The sequence below is a fragment of the Deinococcus alpinitundrae genome (assembly GCF_009982895.1).
Lineage (GTDB): Bacteria > Deinococcota > Deinococci > Deinococcales > Deinococcaceae > Deinococcus > Deinococcus alpinitundrae.
In genome coordinates this window covers 78,477-95,704 of record NZ_WXZL01000008.1, presented here as the reverse complement: position 1 = coordinate 95,704, position 17,228 = coordinate 78,477, and the positions used below count along the sequence as shown (strand labels likewise).

Genomic DNA, 17,228 nt, shown 5'->3' with positions numbered 1-17,228 from the left:
GCGTTGTGGTAGAATTGCAGAGCAAAACCCCGCCGCCTTTCTGGGGAGTCAGGCGCGGGGGACGGCAACACCTTTCAAGGAGGTGACTGCAAATCAAGCCTACCACGCACATAAAGGCGTTTCGATACCGGTTACGCCCTACAAAGGCGCAGGAAGCCGCGCTGACCGAGCAACTGAGCTTGTGCCGCCAGCTCTACAACTGCGCCCTAGAAGAACGCATCGGGGCGTACAAGAAAGAGAAAAAGACCATCAGCGGATACGACCAGATGAAGGCGCTGCCCGAAATCAAAGAAGCCCTACCGGAATACAAGGGCGTCTACTCCCAAGTCTTGCAAGACGTTCTCAAACGGCTGGACAAGACCTATCAGAACTTCTTTCGACGCGTCAGGCAGGGCGCAAAGAAGGTTGGCTTCCCGCGCTTCAAGGGGGCGGGCTGGTACGATTCGCTGACCTACCCGCAGCTCGGATTCAGCGTAGCCGGAGAAACGGCGTACTTCAGTAAGATTGGAAACATCCGGCTCCGGTTGAGCAGGTCGCTGGAAGGCAAGCTCAAGACGGCCACCATCACACGGGATTGTGGCGAGTGGTATGTGAGCTACGTTTGCGAAGTGGAACCCCAGCCGCTTCCGAAAACCGGAAGCTCAGTGGGAGTGGACGTAGGGATAACGTGGTTTGCCATCACCTCCGATGGGGAGTTCGTGGAAAACCCACGCCACTTCAAAACCGCCATGAAGAAGCTCAGGGTGGTTCAGCGTTCACTCAGCCGCAAGAAACGAGGGTCTGGACAGCGCAAGAAGGTCAAGGCTCAACTCGCCAAGTTGCGCCGCAAGGTCAGTCGGCAACGGCTGGACTTCCACCACAAGACGGCGACAAAACTGGTCAAAGAAAACGACCTCATCGCCCACGAGGATTTGAACGTGGGCGGCTTGGGTCGCGGCAACTTGGCCCAGTCAATCCACGATGTCGGGTGGAGTCAATTCTTCTCTCTCCTGTCTCAGAAGGCTGCAAGCGCCGCTCGGACAGTCATCCGCGTTGACCCCCGATACACCTCGCAGGCGTGCCATAAATGCGGGCATACCTGCAAAGCCAACCGGATCAGCCAATCGCGCTTTGTGTGCGTCAACTGCGGGCATCAGGACAATGCCGACGTGAACGCAGCACGCAACATCCTGGCTCGGGCAGAGCCGTTAAGCCAGAACGTAGCGGCAGTCAGCGCAAGCGTGGTTTAAGAATCCCACGGTTGAAACCGTGGGATTGTCAAGGGTAGAGGCCGCGCAATGCACGCGCTTCGAGCACCCGCGTGCAGGCCACGATGTAGGCCGCCGTCCGCAGGGTCACACCGTGACGCTCGGCCACATCCCACAAGCTGTTGAAGGCCTCGCCCATGATCCGGTCCAGCCGGGCGTTGATCTCGTCTTCGGTCCAGAAGAAGCTGGAGAAGTCCTGCACCCACTCGAAGTAGCTCACCGTCACGCCGCCCGCGTTGGCCAGCACGTCCGGCACCACCGTCACGCCGCGCCCGCGCAGAATGTCGTCGGCGGCGGGGGTGGTCGGGCCGTTTGCGCCCTCCACGACGACGCGCGCCTGGATCTGGTCGGCGTTGTCCGCCGTGATCTGCTTTTCCAGCGCGGCGGGAATCAGAATGTCGCACGGCACCTGCCAGAACTCGGCCCCCTTCAGCGTGTCGCTGCCGACGAAACCGGTCACGCTGCCGGTGGCCTGAAGGTGCGCCTGCACCGCGTAGGGGTCGAGGCCGCCCGCGCTGAAGATGGTGCCGGACACGTCCTGAATGGCGATGACCCGCGCGCCGTGGTCGTGGAAGATGCGTGCCGCCGCGTAGCCCACGTTGCCGAAGCCCTGCACAGCGACTTTTGCGCCCTCCAGCGGCATGCCCAGCTTGATCAGCGCCTGCGCGCCCGCCACGAACACCCCGCGCCCGGTGGCGTCGGCGCGGCCCAGCGAGCCGCCGAGCTGCACCGGCTTGCCGGTCACCACGCCCGTGGCGGTGCGGCCCACGTTCATCGAGTAGGTGTCCATCATCCAGGCCATGGTCTGGGGATTGGTGTTCACGTCCGGCGCGGGAATGTCCTTGTCCGGCCCGATGACCAGCCCGATCTCGGTGGTGTAGCGGCGGGTCAGGCGTTCGAGTTCGCCCTGCGAGTAGTTGCGCGGGTCAATCCGGACCCCGCCCTTGCCGCCGCCGTACGGCAGGTTCACGGCGGCGTTCTTGATGGTCATCCAGGCCGAGAGCGCCATCACCTCGCTGAGCGTCACGTCCTGGTGGAACCGGACGCCGCCCTTGGCCGGGCCGCGCGAGGTGTTGTGCTGCACCCGGTAGCCCTCGAAGTGCGCCACCGTGCCGTCGTCGAGGTGAATCGGCACGTCCACGATCAGGATGCGCTTGGGGCGCTTCAGGGTCTCGGCCCAGTAGCTCAGCTTGCCGAGGTACGGCGTGACCCGGTCCACCTGCTCCAGGTAGATTTCCCAGGGGCCGAGGTTGCTCTTGTCGAGATACGAGGGCACGCTGTGCAGGGTGCGGGGCATGGAATCGGGCGGCAGGGTGGTCATGCAGGCTCCTTGACGGGAAATGCGGGTTGTTGGGAAATGCGGTTAATTGTGGAAAGGCGAAGACGAACGCCGGAAGCGCTCATGGATACACGCCGCGCAGCACCGACGCGCCGTGCAGCTTGTTGAGGGCGATGGCGTAGGCGGCAGTGCGCAGGTCGGGCGCGCCGTGCTCGCGCGCGAAGGCCATCACCTCGTCCACGGCGGCGTTGACGCGCTTGTCGAGGGCCGCGTAGATCTCGTCTTCCAGCCAGAAGAAGTTACTGGCATCCTGTACCCACTCCAGGTAATTGGAGATGACCCCGCCGATGCTGGCGATCAGGTCCGGGATGACCGTGACACCCTGCAATTTGAGGTAGCGCTCGGCCTCGGGCAGCACGGCGCGGTTGCTGGCCTCGATGACGAGCGGTGCGCGGATGCTGGCGGCGTTTCCGGCATAGATGCTGCCGTGGTCGTAGGCCAGAATCAGGATGTCGGCGTTGAGCGCGAGGGCTTCTTCCGGGTCGAGGGCAGTGGCGAACCCCGCCACGCTGCCCGAGACCTCGCGGTGGGCGCTCAGGGCGTCGAGGTCCAGGCCCGACGAGGCGTAGGTGGCCCCGCCGGAATCGGCCACCCCGATGACGCGCGCGCCGCGCTGGGCCAGGTACTGCGCCGCCGAGCGCCCCGCGTCGCCGTAGCCGTGCACGACCACGCTGCGGTTTTCTATCGACTCGCCCCGGTCTTCGAGCACCCGCATGGTCACGATGGCCGCGCCGCGCCCGCGCGCGCCCTTGGTGCCCAGCGAGCCGCCCAGTGGCACCGGCTTGCCCACCACCATGCCGCTCGAGGTGGTGCCCAGGTTCTCGTTGTGGGTGTCGAGCATCCAGGCCATGATCTGCTCGTCGGTGCCCACGTCGGGGGCCAGCACGTCGCTCTGGTGGCCGATCAGGTCAATGAGTTCGGAGGTGTAGCGGCGGGTCAGGCGCTCGAGTTCACCCGCACTGAGCGTCTCCGGATCCACGTTGATGCCACCCTTGGCGCCGCCCAGCGGCAGATCGGCCACCGCGTTCTTGAGGGTCATGATGGCGGCCAGCACCTCGCATTCGTGGCTGCTGAGGCCCCCCTTGTAGCGCACTCCGCCCATCGCCGGGCCGCGCGCGATGCTATGCACCGTGCGGTAGCCCCGGAACATTTTCACGTGGCCGTCGTCCATCCGCAGCGGCAGGCTGAGACTCACCGTGCGCTTGGGAAACTTGAAATAGGCCAGACTCTGCTCGTCTGCCGTGGTGAAGGGCAGGGCCTGTTCGAGCTGTTCGAGAAGGCCCTGCCAGTTGAGTCCAGATACGCGCACTTGAGTCCTCCTGACGGCCCCGGCACCTGCCCGGCCCACCTTTTCTTCAGGGGCTGAACACCCGGATGAGAAAGAGCGGAGCAACCGGCTTGGCCGGAGCTGTCTAGTTGTCTTTCCGTTCGATTCTAGACAACCGCCGCCGCAAATGTAACCCCTCTGTGCGGGCTGGCGGCAACCTCAGCGCACCCGCTGGGCTTCGTGCGCGGCGTAGGCTTCCAGCCGGTCACGGTCGGGGCTGGGCGGCAACTGGTGCAGCGCCTGAATGGCCAGGTGGGCGCGGCGCACGATCTCGGCGCGGGTGCGCTCGTAGACGCCCTGGGCGGTGACCAGTTCACGTACCCGCGTCACGTCGCCCGGCTCGGCGGCCCGGCGCTCCAGGATGGCGCGCACCTCGCCCTCGCTCTCCCCTTCCAGCAGGTACAGCACCGGCAAGGTGGCCTTGCCCTCGCGCAGATCGCCGCCCACCGGCTTGCCGATGGTGGCCTCGTCACCCATCAAGTCGAGCAGGTCGTCTTGCATCTGAAAGGCCAGGCCATATTCGCGTCCGTAGGTCGAGAGCGCCGCCTCGGTTTCCGGAGGCGCGCCGCGCAGCAGGGCCGGAGCGCAGGCGGCCAGCTCGAACACCGCCGCCGTCTTGCCGTAGATGACCTGAAGATAATTGCCCAGCGAGTAGTCGCCGTAGGCCGCCACCTGAAACTGCAGCACCTCGCCCTCGCACACCGCACTGGCGGCCAGTCCGAAGGCGCGGGTCAGACTCTGCGGCATGTTCGAGAGCAGCACCAGCAGGCGGCTGAGCATGAAGTCGCCGCTCATCACGCTGACCACGTTGCCGAACTTGCGAAAGGCCGTCTCGCGCCCGCGCCGGGTCTCGGAGTCGTCGATCAGATCGTCGTGCAAGAGAGAGGCCGAGTGCAGCAGTTCGACACACACGGCCAGATCAGTATCTGCCGCCGTGATGTCGGGCAAATGCGCCGCGCTACCCAGCACCTTCGAGGCCAGGACCGTAATGGCCGGGCGCACCCGCTTGCCACCCGCCGCCACCAGATCCTCCCCGATCAGCTCGATGAATTCCACCTTCGAGCGCAGCACCTCGCGCAGTCGGGCCTCGAATTCGGGCATTGGCACGGCGCTGGGAGCGGTCATGCCCCGCAGTATAGAGGGCGCGGCAGGGGCAAAACGCCCGGTGGGCGGGTGGTGAGGCGGCGGGCCAGCGCACCGAAGACCGTATGATGCGGCCTGGCACCGCATTCGTTTCTGCCCGGCCCATTCCTGGCTTTGCCCGCTCTCACGGAGGACACCATGTCGAAGCGTTCCTTGCCCGTCACCGACCGCCGCCAGACCCCATCCACCCCACCCCGGCGACCTGCCCTGAGACTGGCCTGGCTCTTAGGCGGCGCAGTGCTCGGCAGCCTAAGTCTGGGCAGCTCGGCCAGCGCCGCCAGCTTGGTCTACGGCATGGGCGGCGATCCGGTGTCGCTCGATTCCGGCACCATCACCGACGGCAACTCGTCACTGGTGCAGTCACTCGTTTACGACATGCTGGTGCGCTTCAAGAAAGGCACGACCACCATCACGCCGGGGCTGGCCACCCGCTGGACGGCCAATAAGGACGCCACCGAGTGGACCTTCACCCTGCGCAAGAACGTCAAATTCAGCGACGGCACGCCGTTCAACGCTGACGCGGTGGTCTACAACGTCAACCGCTGGTGGGACACGGCGGCTCCTGAAGGCGCGCCGATGGGCAAGACCTTCACGTCGTGGCAGTTCATCTTCGGCGGCTTCAAGAGTGACAAGAACAGCTTCCTGAAAAGCGTGCGCGCCGACGGTCCCGACAAGGTGATCTTCACACTGAGCCATCCCTTCGCGCCGTTTCCGGAGTCGCTGGCGACCACCTTCTTCGGCATCGCCTCGCCCGCCGCCATCAAGAAAGCCGGAGCCAAGTACGGCACGCCCGCCGCCCTGCCCGTCGGCACCGGGCCGTTCGTGATGCAGTCGTGGCAGACCGGCGACCGGATCGTGCTGACGCCCAACAAAACCCACTGGGGCAAGAAAGCCAAGTACGACAGCCTGGTGATGCGCTTTATCAAGGATCCTAGCGCCCGCCTCAACGAACTCAAGGCCGGGACCATCGACTTCACCTCCGACCTCAACCCCGATCAACTCGGCGCGGTGAAGGCCGACCCCAACCTGACGGCAGTCATCGTGCCGTCGTTCAACGTGGGCACGCTGAGCCTGAACATTCGCAATCAATACCTCAAGAACGACAAGGTGAGGCAGGCGATCAGCATGGCCATCAACAAGAAGGCCATCGTGGAGGGCTTCTGGAACGGCCTGGGCGTGTCCGACGCCAGCTTTCTGCCCCCGGCGCTGGCCTGGGCCAATCCCAAGACCGTGCCCGCCGACTACACCTACGACCCGGCAGCGGCCAAGAAGCTGCTGACCGAGGCGGGCTACCCCAACGGCATCAGCCTGGATTTGTGGTACATGCCAGTGAGCCGCCCGTACTTCCCGACGCCCAAGCCGATCGCCGAGGCGATGGCCGCCGACCTGGCGGGCATCGGCATCAAGGTCAACCTCAAGACCGAGGACTGGGCCAAGTACCTCGAAGACCGCAACACCGCGCCCGGCTTCGACATGTACATGATCGGCTGGACCGGGCCGTATGCCAGCCCCTACAACTTCTACAACACCTACTACGGCGAGTCGTCGCCCGCCGACACCGGCTACGCCAACCCCAAGCTGTTCTCGCTGCTCAGCATGGCGGTGGCCAGCAGTTCGCGCACGGTGAGCGCCAAGGCCTACGCCCAGATCGGGCAGATCACCTACGACGCCAATATCCGGCTGCCGATCGTCCACTCGCGTCCGCTGGGGGCCGCCCGCAGCTATGTCAAGGGCTGGCAGCCCGGTCCCTCGGCGCTGACGCCGTTCGAGGACATCACGATTGAGGGCAAGAAGTAAACAGCAGCGGGGGGCAGATGAGTGCCCCCCACTTTCCTTGTGCCGCGTCTCCACTCTCCTGAGCGAGGTTTGCCATGACCCAGATTGCCAGCACCGACCAGCCCACGCCCGCTGACCTCCAGCAGGTCACCGAGTGGCGACGCCACTTGCACCAGCACCCCGAGCTGTCGTTTCACGAATTCAAGACCGCCGACTTCGTGGAGGGTGAGCTGCGCCAGATGCCCCACCTCCAGATCAGCCGCCCCACCCCGACCAGCGTGCTGGCGGTGCTGAGGGGCCAGGCCGGGCCGGGCCGCACGGTGCTGCTGCGCGCCGACATGGACGCCCTGCCGATTCAGGAGGACACCGGGCTGGCGTTCGCCTCGCAGAATCCCGGCGTGATGCACGCCTGCGGGCACGACGGCCACACTGCCATGCTGCTGGGCGCGGCCAAACTGCTCGCGGCCCAGCCGGAAACGCTCAGCGGCGAAGTCAGAATGATCTTCCAGCACGCCGAGGAATTGTTTCCCGGCGGCGCACAGCAGATCGTGGACGCGGGCGTGATGGACGGGGTGGACGTGGCGGTCGGCACCCACCTGATGAGCCCGGTACCGACCGGCGTGATCGTGCTGCGCGACGGCCCGCTGCTGGCCGCTTCCGACGCGTTCGAGATCGTGATCGAGGGGCGCGGCGGGCACGCTGCCAGCCCGCACCAGACGGTTGATCCGGTCATCATCGCCGCCCAGATCGTGCTGGCCTTCCAGAGCATCGTCTCGCGGCAGCGCGACCCTCTCGAACCTGCCGTGCTGAGCGTGACCCAGATTCACGGCGGCAGCGCCCATAACGTCATCCCGAACAGCGTCACGCTCGGCGGCACAGTGCGCACCTTCGATGCCGCACTGCGCGACCTGATGCCGCAGCGTATGGAGCAGCTCATCAAGGGGATCAGCGAGGGCTACGGAGCCTCGTACACCTTCGATTACCAGCGCGGCTACCGCGCCCTGCACAACGACCCGGCGACCACCGCCGTGCTGAGGGAAGTGACGCGCGAGACGCTCGGGCCGGACATTCAGATCGTCGAGGGCCAGCCCAATATGGGCGGCGAGGACTTCAGCGCCTACCTGACCAAGGTTCCCGGCACCTTCATCGTGATCGGAGCAGGTGGCCCGGACGCCGCACCGCACCACCACCCGCACTTCACGGTGGACGAGCGCGCCCTGGAGCACGGCGTGCGGCTGTACGCAGCGGCGGCCCGGCGACTGACTCAGGCGGTGTAGCCCCCGTTCAGTGCAGCGGCACGTGCCCGGGAAAGCCCAGCACACAGTCCATGATGTCGCCCACCACCGCGCTGGCCGTCACCAGGCCGCCCGCGCCGCCGCCCGCGAACACCAGTTCGCCGCACTCCTCGCCCTGGTAGACCATCGCGTTGCGTCCCTCGCCCGCCGTGCAGATCGGATGGCTGTCCGGCAGGCGGATGGGAGCGACCTCGGCGCGCCAGCCATCGCCCTCACGCTCCAGGGTGGCGACCAGCTTGATCTTCTCGCCCGCCGCTCTGGCGTCCGCGATGTCGTTCAGGGTGACATCTTCGATGCCCCGCACCTTGACGTCCTCGTAGCGGAAATCGCCGTCGGCGCAGAAGCGGGCCAGCACCGCCAGCTTGTGGGCCGTGTCGAAGCCGCCGACGTCCAGGGTGGGCGGCGTCTCGGCGTAGCCCAGGGCCTGCGCCTCCGCCAGCGCCTGGGCGTAGGGCTTGCCGTGCTCCATCTGGCCCAGGATGTAGGCGCAGGTGCCGTTGAGCACCGCCTGAAGCCGCACGAAACGGCTGGCCCGCAGCACCGTGCTCATCGGCCCGATGATGGGGGTTCCAGCCATCACGGCGGATTCGTAGTAGAGCTGGCCGCCCAGGGCGTAGTCGCGCAGCGTGTCCCAGCGTTCGGCCAGCATGGCCTTGTTGGCGGTCACGACCGGCCGCCTGGAGCGCAGCACCGGGGCCAGCAGTCCCAGGGGCCGGTCCACCCCGCCCATCAGCTCCACCACGATGCTGCACTCGCCGAGGAAGGCCGGGTCGCTCGTGAGTGGGGTTCCGGCGGGCACGTCGCGCGGCTGGGTCAGGTCGCGCACCAGCACGCCGCAGACCGAGAGCTGCACCCCCAGGTCGGCAAAGATGGCTTCCCGGCGCTGGAGCAGCTGCAAGACAGCCTGGCCCACCGTCCCGCAGCCGAGCAGGCCGATGGTCACGGTTCGCAGCCCGGTGCGCGGGGCGTCAGGCAGGGCCGGGGCAGGCTGGGCAAGCAGAAAAGCGGTCATATGCAGCGAAGTATACGGAAAGAGGGATTTGCGAAAGACGCGCCGCGCTAGACTGGGTGCATGAATCCCGTGTTCACCGTTTGCCGCCCTCACCTGCATCACTGCCCGGCAGGCCCGCCGTGTTGAGGCCCAGTCTCAGCGCCCGACTCTCGGAACTGGCCCACGAATACGATCTGACCCTGCGCCAGCTGGCCGACCCCCAGGTGCTGGCCGATTCCCCCCGGCTCGTCAAGCTGACCCGCCGCCAGCGCGAGCTGGAGCCCATCACCTCGCTGTACGCCGAGGATCTGGCCCTGGCAGAGAGTGAGGCGCAGGCCCGCGACCTGCTGGCCGACCCTGAGATGCGCGAACTGGCCGAGGCCGAGTTGCAGGAGAGCCGGGCACGCCGCAGCGCCGTTGCCGCCGAGCTGGAAGTGCTGCTGCTGCCCACTGACCCTGACGACGCCAAGGACGTGATCCTGGAAATCCGGGCCGGCGCGGGCGGCGACGAGGCGGGGCTGTTTGCCGCCGATCTGCTGCGGCTCTACGAGCGCTACCTTTCCGAGCGCGGCTTCAGGCTCAGCATTCTCGACGAGAGCACCAGCAGCCTGGGCGGATTTTCCAAGGTGATGGCCGAGGTCAGCGGCGACTACGCCTACCGCACCCTCAAATTCGAGCGCGGCGTGCACCGGGTGCAGCGCATTCCTGCCACCGAAACGCAGGGCCGCATTCATACCAGCACCGTGACGGTGGCGGTACTGCCGGTGGCCGAGCCGAGCGACGTGCAGCTCGACCTCTCGGACGTGCGCATCGACGTGTACCGTTCGCAGGGCGCAGGTGGGCAGAGCGTCAACACCACCGACTCGGCGGTGCGGGCGGTGTACAAGGGCGGCACCCCCGACGAGATCATGGTGGTCTGCCAGGAAACCCGGTCGCAGATCAAGAACCGCGAGAAGGCCCTGGAGGTCTTGCGGACCCGCTTGGCCGAGCGCGAGCGCGAGGTCTTCGAGGCCAGCCGCAGCGAGAGCCGCGCCGCGCAGGTGGGCAGCGGCGACCGCAGCGAGAAGGTCCGCACCTACAACTACCCGCAAAACCGCGTCACCGACCACCGCCTCAGCGGCGAGGACAAGAACTTTGCCCTCGACAGCGTGATGAACGGCTCGCTCGGCGGCGTTCTCGACGCCCTGACCCGGCTCGAGCGCGAGGCGCTGCTGGCCAGCATGACCGATGGCGCGGCTTAAGTTTCGCGCCGCCCGTCTCCCCCTCCCAAAACCTCCGCAGGTGACGCATGCCCCGGCGTGACCTGCTGGTGACGGCGGCCATCCTGCGCGACGCACACGGGCGGGTGCTGCTGGTGGGCAACGACTGGCAGGGCCAGGGGCGGGTGCGCTACACGCTGCCCGGCGGCATGGTCGAACCCGGCGAGACGGCCCCCGAAGCGGTCTACCGCGAAATCTACGAGGAAACTGGCCTCAAGCTGACCAGCATCCGGCACATGGCCTACACCGTACATATCGAGGACGCCCGGCGCAGCGAGCGGGCCATCGCCATCGTGTTCGACGCGACCTGGGAAGGCCTGCTCAACCCCGACGACCCCGACGGTCTGATTGTGGAGGCCCGCTTCTACACCCCCGAGGAAGCGCTCGCCAAGCTCGACAGCCCGCCGATGCGCGAGCCGCTGACCGATTACCTCAATACGGCCCAGCCAGGGCGGTTCTACGCCTTTCAGGGCTGGGACGGGCGCGGGGGGCTGCGGATTCCGGCCTTGAAGTGAACTGGGATGCTGCCCTTTGATCCGTCGCCAGCGCAACTGAGCGCCCTGACCCGCCTCAACGACCTGGGAGCCGTCCGGCAGGTGACCTTGCTCAAGCGGCACAACGATGTGTGGCGTGTCGAGGCGGACGCGGGAACGTTTTATCTCAAGGCGTACACCAAAGTCTGGTACGGCGATGATCTGGCGGCCACAGCCGGTTGTGTTCAGCACGAGCTGGCGGCTTACCACAGCCTTGAACAGCGTGGCCTGCCTGTCCCTCAGCAGCGCTGGGGCGACACGACAGGGAAAGTTCTGGGCCGCCCGGCGCTGCTGCTCAGTTCGCTTCCCGGCTGGCCGCTGACGACGGCACTGAGCCGGTTTCCCGGCGACGCCACCGAACTGCTGCGGCAGGTGGGTCAGTATCTGGCGCGGATGCACGCCCTCACTTTTCAGTTCCCCGGCTACCTGATGAACCCGGCAGGGCCGCAAGGTGCGCCGGACGCGGCGGACTGGACCCATCCGCTGTGGACTGTAGAGGCGGCGCAGGCCGAGGCGCACCGTCAGTTGAATAATCTGGACTTGCCGGTAACGCTGCACGAAGAACTCACCCGACGTTTCGCTGAGCTGACCGCGCTGCTGGCGGCGGCCTATCATCCGCCCCGCTTCACGCACGGTGACTGCCACGCCAGCCAGTTCTTCGTGGCGCGTTCGGCACACGGCTGGCGGGTGAGCGGCGTCCTCGATCTGGAAGTTGCTTCGGCAGGCGCAGCCGAAGCGGATTTCGTCAAGTTGGCGCTGGAGTTGCGCGGCGCAGCACCGTCTCTGGAGTGGTGGACACCACTGTTTGAAGGCTACGGCCAGATTCCAGATTTCGAGCGGCTGCGGCTGTGGTTGCTCGTGGCAGGTGATGAGAGTTGGCAGGCACATGGCCCACTCGATTATTCCGCTGCCCTGAGCCGCGTGTTGACGGCGCGTGACTGGCCCGGACTCCTCAAGACGCCACCCATTTGAAGTGGGAAATGGCGGATTTCGGCCTTGAAGTCACGTTGAGCGGGCCTTGAGATGGCGAGATTTCACCCTACCCGAGCACACAGGGCGTGGCAACGTGGCTTCATGAACCCTGTGCATCCGCTGCGGGCCAGCCTCCTATTCACCGATCCCCGCACGGCTTTGCTGTGGCTGCTGGCGCGGCTGTGGCTGGGTTACAACTGGCTGACTTCCGGCATCGAGAAGTTCGGTGACCCGGCCTGGGTGGGCGCGGACGCGGGCAAGGCCATCCACACCTTTTTCGGCAAGGCCATCGCTAGCGCCCAGGGACCGGACGCCACCGTCACCGGCTGGTACGCCGCCGTCCTGAAGGGGGTGGCCCAGCCCAGTGCAGGCGTCCTCACTTACGTGATTCCATTGACCGAGGTCACGGTGGGAGCGCTGCTGATTCTCGGTCTGCTGAGCGGGCTGGCCGCTCTGGTCGGGGCGCTGCTCAATCTGAATTTTTTGTTGTCCGGGTCGCTGGGCCTCAACCCATTGATGCTGACCCTTAGCTTGCTGCTGGTCGCCGCCTCGGCGGTCGCTGGCTGGTGGGGACTGGACGGCTGGCGTGCACGCCGGGGCCGCCTCCCAGCTTCAGAGCCCGCTGCCTGACCGCTGCCCCGGCGCTACCTTGGGCGGCATGTATACCACTTACGGCACACCCCAGCCTCTTGCCTGGCTGGTGCTGGCTCCCCACCCCGACGACGCCGAGATCGGTGCGGGCGGCACGCTGGCGAGGCTCGCGCGCGGCGGGCAGCCGGTGGGCATCCTGGAACTCACGCGCGGTGAGGGCGGCACCCAGGGCGACCCCGACACCCGCGAGGCCGAGTGCGTGGACGCCGCCCGCATCCTCAGACTGGCCTGGCGCGGTCAGCTCGGCCTGCCCGACGGCGGCCTGATGGAGACGCCCGAACAGGCCCGCGCCCTGGCGATTGCCCTGCGGCTGGTGCGCCCGCGCGTGCTGGTGATTCCGCACCACCGCGACCGCCATCCGGACCACTTCGGGGCCTACCACCTGGCCAAGCGGGCGGTGCATCTGGCGGCCCTCGCCCGGGCCGACGTGCCGGGCCCACCGCACCGCATCTCACGACTGCTGATGTACCAGGGCAACGCCGACATCGCCGCCAATATTCTGGTGGATGTGGAAGCAGAGTTGCCCACCTGGGAAGCGGCGGTCCGGGCGCACGTCAGCCAGTTCACTGGAGCCGCTATCAGCGAGACGGTCACCCCGGAAATCGTGGAGCGGCGCAGGGCCAGAATGATGTACTGGGGCACCCTAGGCCGGGCGCGCTCCTGCGAGGCCTTCGAGAGCGAGGAACTGCTGGTGCTCGACCCGGCGCAGCTGTAGCGTGACCGTCAGATCAGGTCAGTCCACCACCTCGAAGCCCAGCTTCCCGGCCTGCTCCACGAAGAAGTTGATGTTCTCGGTGAGCGTCTGCGGCCCTAGGCTCTTGCGCCCATGTTCACCGGTCGCGGTGATGATCAGGGTCTCGGCCAGGCAGGCGGGCACGGCGCCCTCGCCGAAGTGCAGGTCCACGCTGGAGGTCATGCCGCCGGGCGGGCGCACCACGCCGCCGGGAATGACCCGCACGCCCGGCAGGAGCGCCACCGACTCGGCCACGTCGGCTGGGCGGCCCTCGTCAAAAATCCAGGTACCCGGCTTGACGTGTTCGGGGAAGATAACCGGGTTTGGGTCGCTGGTGGCGGTGAAGATCAGGTCGGCTTCTTTGAGGGCGGCGTAGTCGGTGGTCGTGACGATCTCGGTGGTCTTGTTGGCCCGGCGCAGGGTAGCCGCGCTGCGCTCCAAGCGCTCCAGGTCGCGGCCAACCATGATGACCTTGCCCACCTGCGGCGCGATGGTGCGGGCGATGCCAAAGGCCACCACGCCGTTTGCGCCCACCACCGCGGCCGTCGCCTTCGACAAATCGCGGCCCTCCGAGGCGAAGTGCTGCAGGATGCCGGGAATGGCCGCCTTGATGGTGCCGGAGGTGTAAGCCCCGCCGTTGGTCACGGTGATGCCCGGCACCGCTGCCTGCACGTCCACACCCTTATTCCCAACCACACTCCAGAAGGCCCCCAAACCGAACACTTCCGCACCGAGTTCCTGGGCCAGCCGCGCACCCTCGATGGCCCGCCGGGTCGCCAGTTCCGGATCGTCGCGAAACACCTCGGGCAACAGCGGGCTGCTGAGCAGGTACGCCCGGATGCGCTTACCGTCGTTGGTCTTGATGCCGTGCAGTTCGCCCACCTTCATGGGCCGCAGACTGCTGGCGACGTTGCGGACGGTGGCCTCGCTCAGCACGCCGCGCTCGACCAGCGGGCGCATCCAGGCAAAGCGCCGGGTCTGCCAGAAGTCCTCCAGGGTCAGCGGGTGAATCATGAAGGCGGCCAGTACCTCCCCCTCGCGCTTGCCCATCATCGGCACGTCGTCGCCCAGGCGCGGCTCGGTCCCGTCGAGAATGCGGCCCAGGTTCTCCTTGAAGCGCCACGCCGCCGAGAGCACCAGTCCCAGCGCTCCCAGCTTGGCCGGAATATCCAGCGGCGAGAGGGCGATCAGCACCGCGAACACGCCCAGCCCCGCCACCGTCGCCAGGCTGACGTAGCCGCCGAAGCCCAGCACGGCGGCGTAGACGACCAGCGGCGGCACGGTCAGCCACAAGCTGAGGTGCCCCGCCACGCTCAGCGCCGCGAACACGCCCAGCAGCACCAGATTGCCCCGGCCACGTGGCGGCGTCTGCCCGAACAGGAGCCGGGGCGGATTGAGGTGGCCCAGATACGCCGCCAGCCCCGCCAATACACACAGTTCCGGCTGGTTCAGTGAGGAGGCGACCAGCACGGCGGCGAAGCCCTTGGCTGCGTCGAGGGCCGCGCTGCCCACCGCCGCACCCAGCCCGACGCGCCGCACCACGTTCTCCACGCCCAGGTTGTACGCATTGTGCAGCCGCGACTCGAAGCCGCGCCGCGAGAGCAGCCAGTGGCCCAGCGGCAAGCTGCCGATCAGGTAGGCAAGGGCCAGCAGCAGGAACGATAAGAACACCATGCGGGCATTCTAGGCGAGGCGGAGCGCCAGCACAGGTCAGGTCAACCCTCGCCGAGCTGCTCCTGCATCTGGGCGCGCTGGTCCGGTACGTCCAGCGCGGGCGGCATCAGCGCCGCGTCCAGCCAGCCGAGGTACTCGCCCAGCCGCTCGGCGCGGCGGTCGGGGCGTCCGGCACGGCTGAGTTCGTGGTCCTCGTCCGGGAAGCGCACGAAGCGGACCGGAACGCCGTGCAGCTTGAGGGCCGCAAACCACTGCTCGGCCTGCTCGACGGGGCAGCGGTGGTCGAGCACGCTGTGGACGATCAGGGTCGGCGTCTTGACCTGCTCGACGTAGCGCAGCGGACTCATGGCCCACAGCTTGTCGATGTCGGCGCTGCGGTGGAAGTTGCCGCCGAGTTCGTCGTCCCAGAAGCGCATGCCGATGTCGGAGGTGCCGCCGAACGAAATCAGGTTGCAAATGCTGCGGTCAGTGACGGCCACCTGAAAGCGGTTGGTGTGCGAGGTGAGCCAGTTGGTCATATAGCCGCCGTAGCTGCCGCCCATCACCCCGGTGCGCGTCCGGTCGAGCGGCAACTGAGAGAGGCAGGTATCAAAGAAGTTGAGCAGATCGTCCGCGTCCACGCTGCCCCAGCGCCCGAAGATGTCGGACGACCAGGCCTGACCGTAGCCCAGCGAGCCGCGCGGATTGCTGTAGCACACGGCGTAGCCCCGTGCAGCCAGCAGCTGGAACTCGTGCATGAAGCCGTGTCCGTAGGTGCTGTGCGGCCCGCCGTGAATGCTCAGCAGGGCGGGCGGCGCGGCTGGCGATTCGGTGGGCCGCAGCACCCAGCCCTCGCCCTCACCGCGTTCGTTCTGGAAGGCGAGGCGCTCCGGCGAGCTAAGGGCAAAGTCGGGCGCGGGACAATGACTGACCTGCACGCCGTTGAGTATGACCTGCGGCACCTGGGTGGCCGACTCCGAGAGCCAGGCCGCGCCACGGTCGTTCGCGCCAAAGGCCACCACCACCCGTGCCGGATCAAAGGTGTGCGGCTTAACCGTTCCAGCGAGGTCGGCCACGTACACCCCGCTCGCGCCGCCCACCGTCACCAGGAAAGCCAACCGGGTGTCGCTGAGCCAGCAGGGCCGGTCCGGCATGCTTCCGACATGCAGATCGCCCGACACGTTGCTGCCCGCCGGGAGGTCGTGGACATCGAGGCGCGTGACTTCTGCTCCATTGCCGAACAGGTACAGATGTGCGTCGGTGTCGTTGCGCTCGGTGCGGAATCTGGCCTGGGCCGCGAAGCGCACGCCGTCCGGGTGCGGCGCGAGTTGCGAGATCGGCGCAGCCCAGTCGGTGAGCTGGCTCGGTGAACCGTCGAGCGGCAGTTCATACGCTTCCTGCTGCCACAGCGTTCCTGCCATCTCATTTGTGCTGCTGACGTAGAGCACCCCGCGTGAGTCGGGCCACCAGGCGAACTCCGTGATGGACTGCTCCGGCCTCAGCCAGCACTCGGTCTGGCCGCTGGCGACCTCGCAGCGCCACAGGGCAGCAGGCACATCCGGTAGAAAGTCGGCTCCGTTGGCGCGGTACTTGAGCCGGGTGATGATGCGGGCCGCTCCGCGCTCGGGACCAGGGTCGGCCTCGCCCTCGGGCGCCAGGAACGCCAGCCAGCGGCCATCGGGACTCCACTGCGCCGCCGAGACGCCCTGCGGAAACTGAGCGGCCATCGTGAGCGCACGGGCCTCGCCGCCGTTGACGGAAATCCGATAGAGCTGCGGCTTCCCGGCCCGGTCCGAGACGAACACCAGCGATTGCCCATCCGGCGACCAGCACGGCGCGGTGTCGCGGCCCGTCCCGGCAGTCAGCGGGCGCGGCCCACTGGCGTCGGCCAGCACGATCTGGCTGCGGTAGCGGGGTTTGGGCCAGGCAGCGTCCACCCGGTTCGGGTCGTCCTCCTCCACCCGGCCCAGCACGTAGGCCACCGACTGCCCGTCCGGCGAGAGCTGCAGATCGGAGGGAAACTCAAGGCCAAACAAGCTGTCCGGTGAGGCGGCATTCATATGCAGACGTTATATCGCCGCAGCGTCCCCCCACCGCTTTCATCTGGGCTTGATGTTCACGCCCGGCACAGCGCGAGGCCGGGGCAGGCAAAGGTAAGATTCACAAGAGCAGTTCGCGAAACGTCTGCTAGACTAACCCGTTCAGTGAAACGCAGACTTTGGCCTGCAAGGCGTCTGGTTTCACCCACCCCACCCACCGACTGGTAACCGTTCTCCCCCAACCTTCACCCCGCGCCGCAACACGCCCCA

General features: G+C 67.0%; 14 protein-coding genes. 8 read left to right on the top strand and 6 right to left on the bottom strand.

The window, feature by feature from the left end; translation table 11 throughout:
* The first annotated feature begins 86 nt into the window (after positions 1-86).
* Positions 87-1,229, top strand: a complete 1,143-nt coding sequence (locus GUI70_RS09445; protein WP_306468289.1) for an RNA-guided endonuclease InsQ/TnpB family protein — start codon at positions 87-89, stop codon at positions 1,227-1,229.
* Between the two features lie 28 nt (positions 1,230-1,257).
* On the opposite strand, the gene GUI70_RS09440 is transcribed toward GUI70_RS09445, so the two are convergent.
* The 3 genes from GUI70_RS09440 to GUI70_RS09430 all read right to left on the bottom strand — a co-directional run bounded on the left by GUI70_RS09440 (position 1,258) and on the right by GUI70_RS09430 (position 5,038).
* Entirely contained in the window at positions 1,258-2,568 is a 1,311-nt protein-coding gene (locus tag GUI70_RS09440) for a Glu/Leu/Phe/Val family dehydrogenase (protein ID WP_161882060.1), read from the bottom strand.
* A gap of 79 nt (positions 2,569-2,647) precedes the next feature.
* A complete protein-coding gene (locus tag GUI70_RS09435; protein ID WP_161882059.1) occupies positions 2,648-3,895 on the bottom strand; it encodes a Glu/Leu/Phe/Val family dehydrogenase in 1,248 nt (415 codons plus the stop codon).
* Between the two features lie 177 nt (positions 3,896-4,072).
* The gene (locus GUI70_RS09430) at positions 4,073-5,038 is read right to left on the bottom strand and encodes a polyprenyl synthetase family protein (protein ID WP_161882058.1); all 966 of its coding nucleotides are present in this window, start codon (positions 5,036-5,038) and stop codon (positions 4,073-4,075) included.
* Positions 5,039-5,350: 312 nt separating this feature from the next.
* On the opposite strand from GUI70_RS09430, the gene GUI70_RS09425 reads away from it, so the two are divergent.
* The gene (locus GUI70_RS09425) at positions 5,351-6,853 is read left to right on the top strand and encodes an ABC transporter substrate-binding protein (protein ID WP_237724820.1); all 1,503 of its coding nucleotides are present in this window, start codon (positions 5,351-5,353) and stop codon (positions 6,851-6,853) included.
* Positions 6,854-6,927: 74 nt separating this feature from the next.
* Positions 6,928-8,109 carry an amidohydrolase gene (locus GUI70_RS09420; RefSeq protein ID WP_161882056.1) on the top strand — a complete coding sequence of 394 codons (1,182 nt, stop codon included), beginning with the start codon at positions 6,928-6,930 and terminating at the stop codon, positions 8,107-8,109.
* Positions 8,110-8,116: 7 nt separating this feature from the next.
* Here GUI70_RS09420 and GUI70_RS09415 read toward each other — a convergent pair whose 3' ends face one another.
* Positions 8,117-9,079 (bottom strand): homoserine dehydrogenase, encoded by a 963-nt coding sequence (locus GUI70_RS09415; RefSeq protein WP_237724819.1) that lies wholly within the window; start codon positions 9,077-9,079, stop codon positions 8,117-8,119.
* A 179-nt stretch (positions 9,080-9,258) separates the two neighbouring features.
* On the opposite strand from GUI70_RS09415, the gene prfA reads away from it, so the two are divergent.
* From prfA to GUI70_RS09390, 5 genes are all read left to right on the top strand, one after another.
* Positions 9,259-10,359: a peptide chain release factor 1 gene (prfA, locus tag GUI70_RS09410; RefSeq protein ID WP_237724809.1), complete on the top strand. Its 1,101-nt coding sequence runs from the start codon at positions 9,259-9,261 to the stop codon at positions 10,357-10,359.
* A gap of 47 nt (positions 10,360-10,406) precedes the next feature.
* On the top strand, positions 10,407-10,892 hold the full coding sequence (locus GUI70_RS09405; RefSeq protein ID WP_161882054.1) for an NUDIX hydrolase: 486 nt from the start codon (positions 10,407-10,409) through the stop codon (positions 10,890-10,892).
* A 6-nt stretch (positions 10,893-10,898) separates the two neighbouring features.
* Positions 10,899-11,882, top strand: a complete 984-nt coding sequence (locus GUI70_RS09400) for an aminoglycoside phosphotransferase family protein (protein WP_161882053.1) — start codon at positions 10,899-10,901, stop codon at positions 11,880-11,882.
* A gap of 102 nt (positions 11,883-11,984) precedes the next feature.
* Complete coding sequence (locus tag GUI70_RS09395) at positions 11,985-12,512, top strand: DoxX family membrane protein (protein ID WP_161882052.1); 528 nt, start codon at positions 11,985-11,987, stop codon at positions 12,510-12,512.
* Between the two features lie 28 nt (positions 12,513-12,540).
* Positions 12,541-13,248, top strand: a complete 708-nt coding sequence (locus GUI70_RS09390; protein WP_161882051.1) for a PIG-L family deacetylase — start codon at positions 12,541-12,543, stop codon at positions 13,246-13,248.
* 18 nt (positions 13,249-13,266) lie between these two features.
* On the opposite strand, the gene GUI70_RS09385 is transcribed toward GUI70_RS09390, so the two are convergent.
* Positions 13,267-14,940 (bottom strand): glycerol-3-phosphate acyltransferase, encoded by a 1,674-nt coding sequence (locus GUI70_RS09385; RefSeq protein WP_161882050.1) that lies wholly within the window; start codon positions 14,938-14,940, stop codon positions 13,267-13,269.
* 41 nt (positions 14,941-14,981) lie between these two features.
* Positions 14,982-16,979 carry a S9 family peptidase gene (locus tag GUI70_RS09380; RefSeq protein WP_161882049.1) on the bottom strand — a complete coding sequence of 666 codons (1,998 nt, stop codon included), beginning with the start codon at positions 16,977-16,979 and terminating at the stop codon, positions 14,982-14,984.
* Positions 16,980-17,228: the final 249 nt, after the last annotated feature.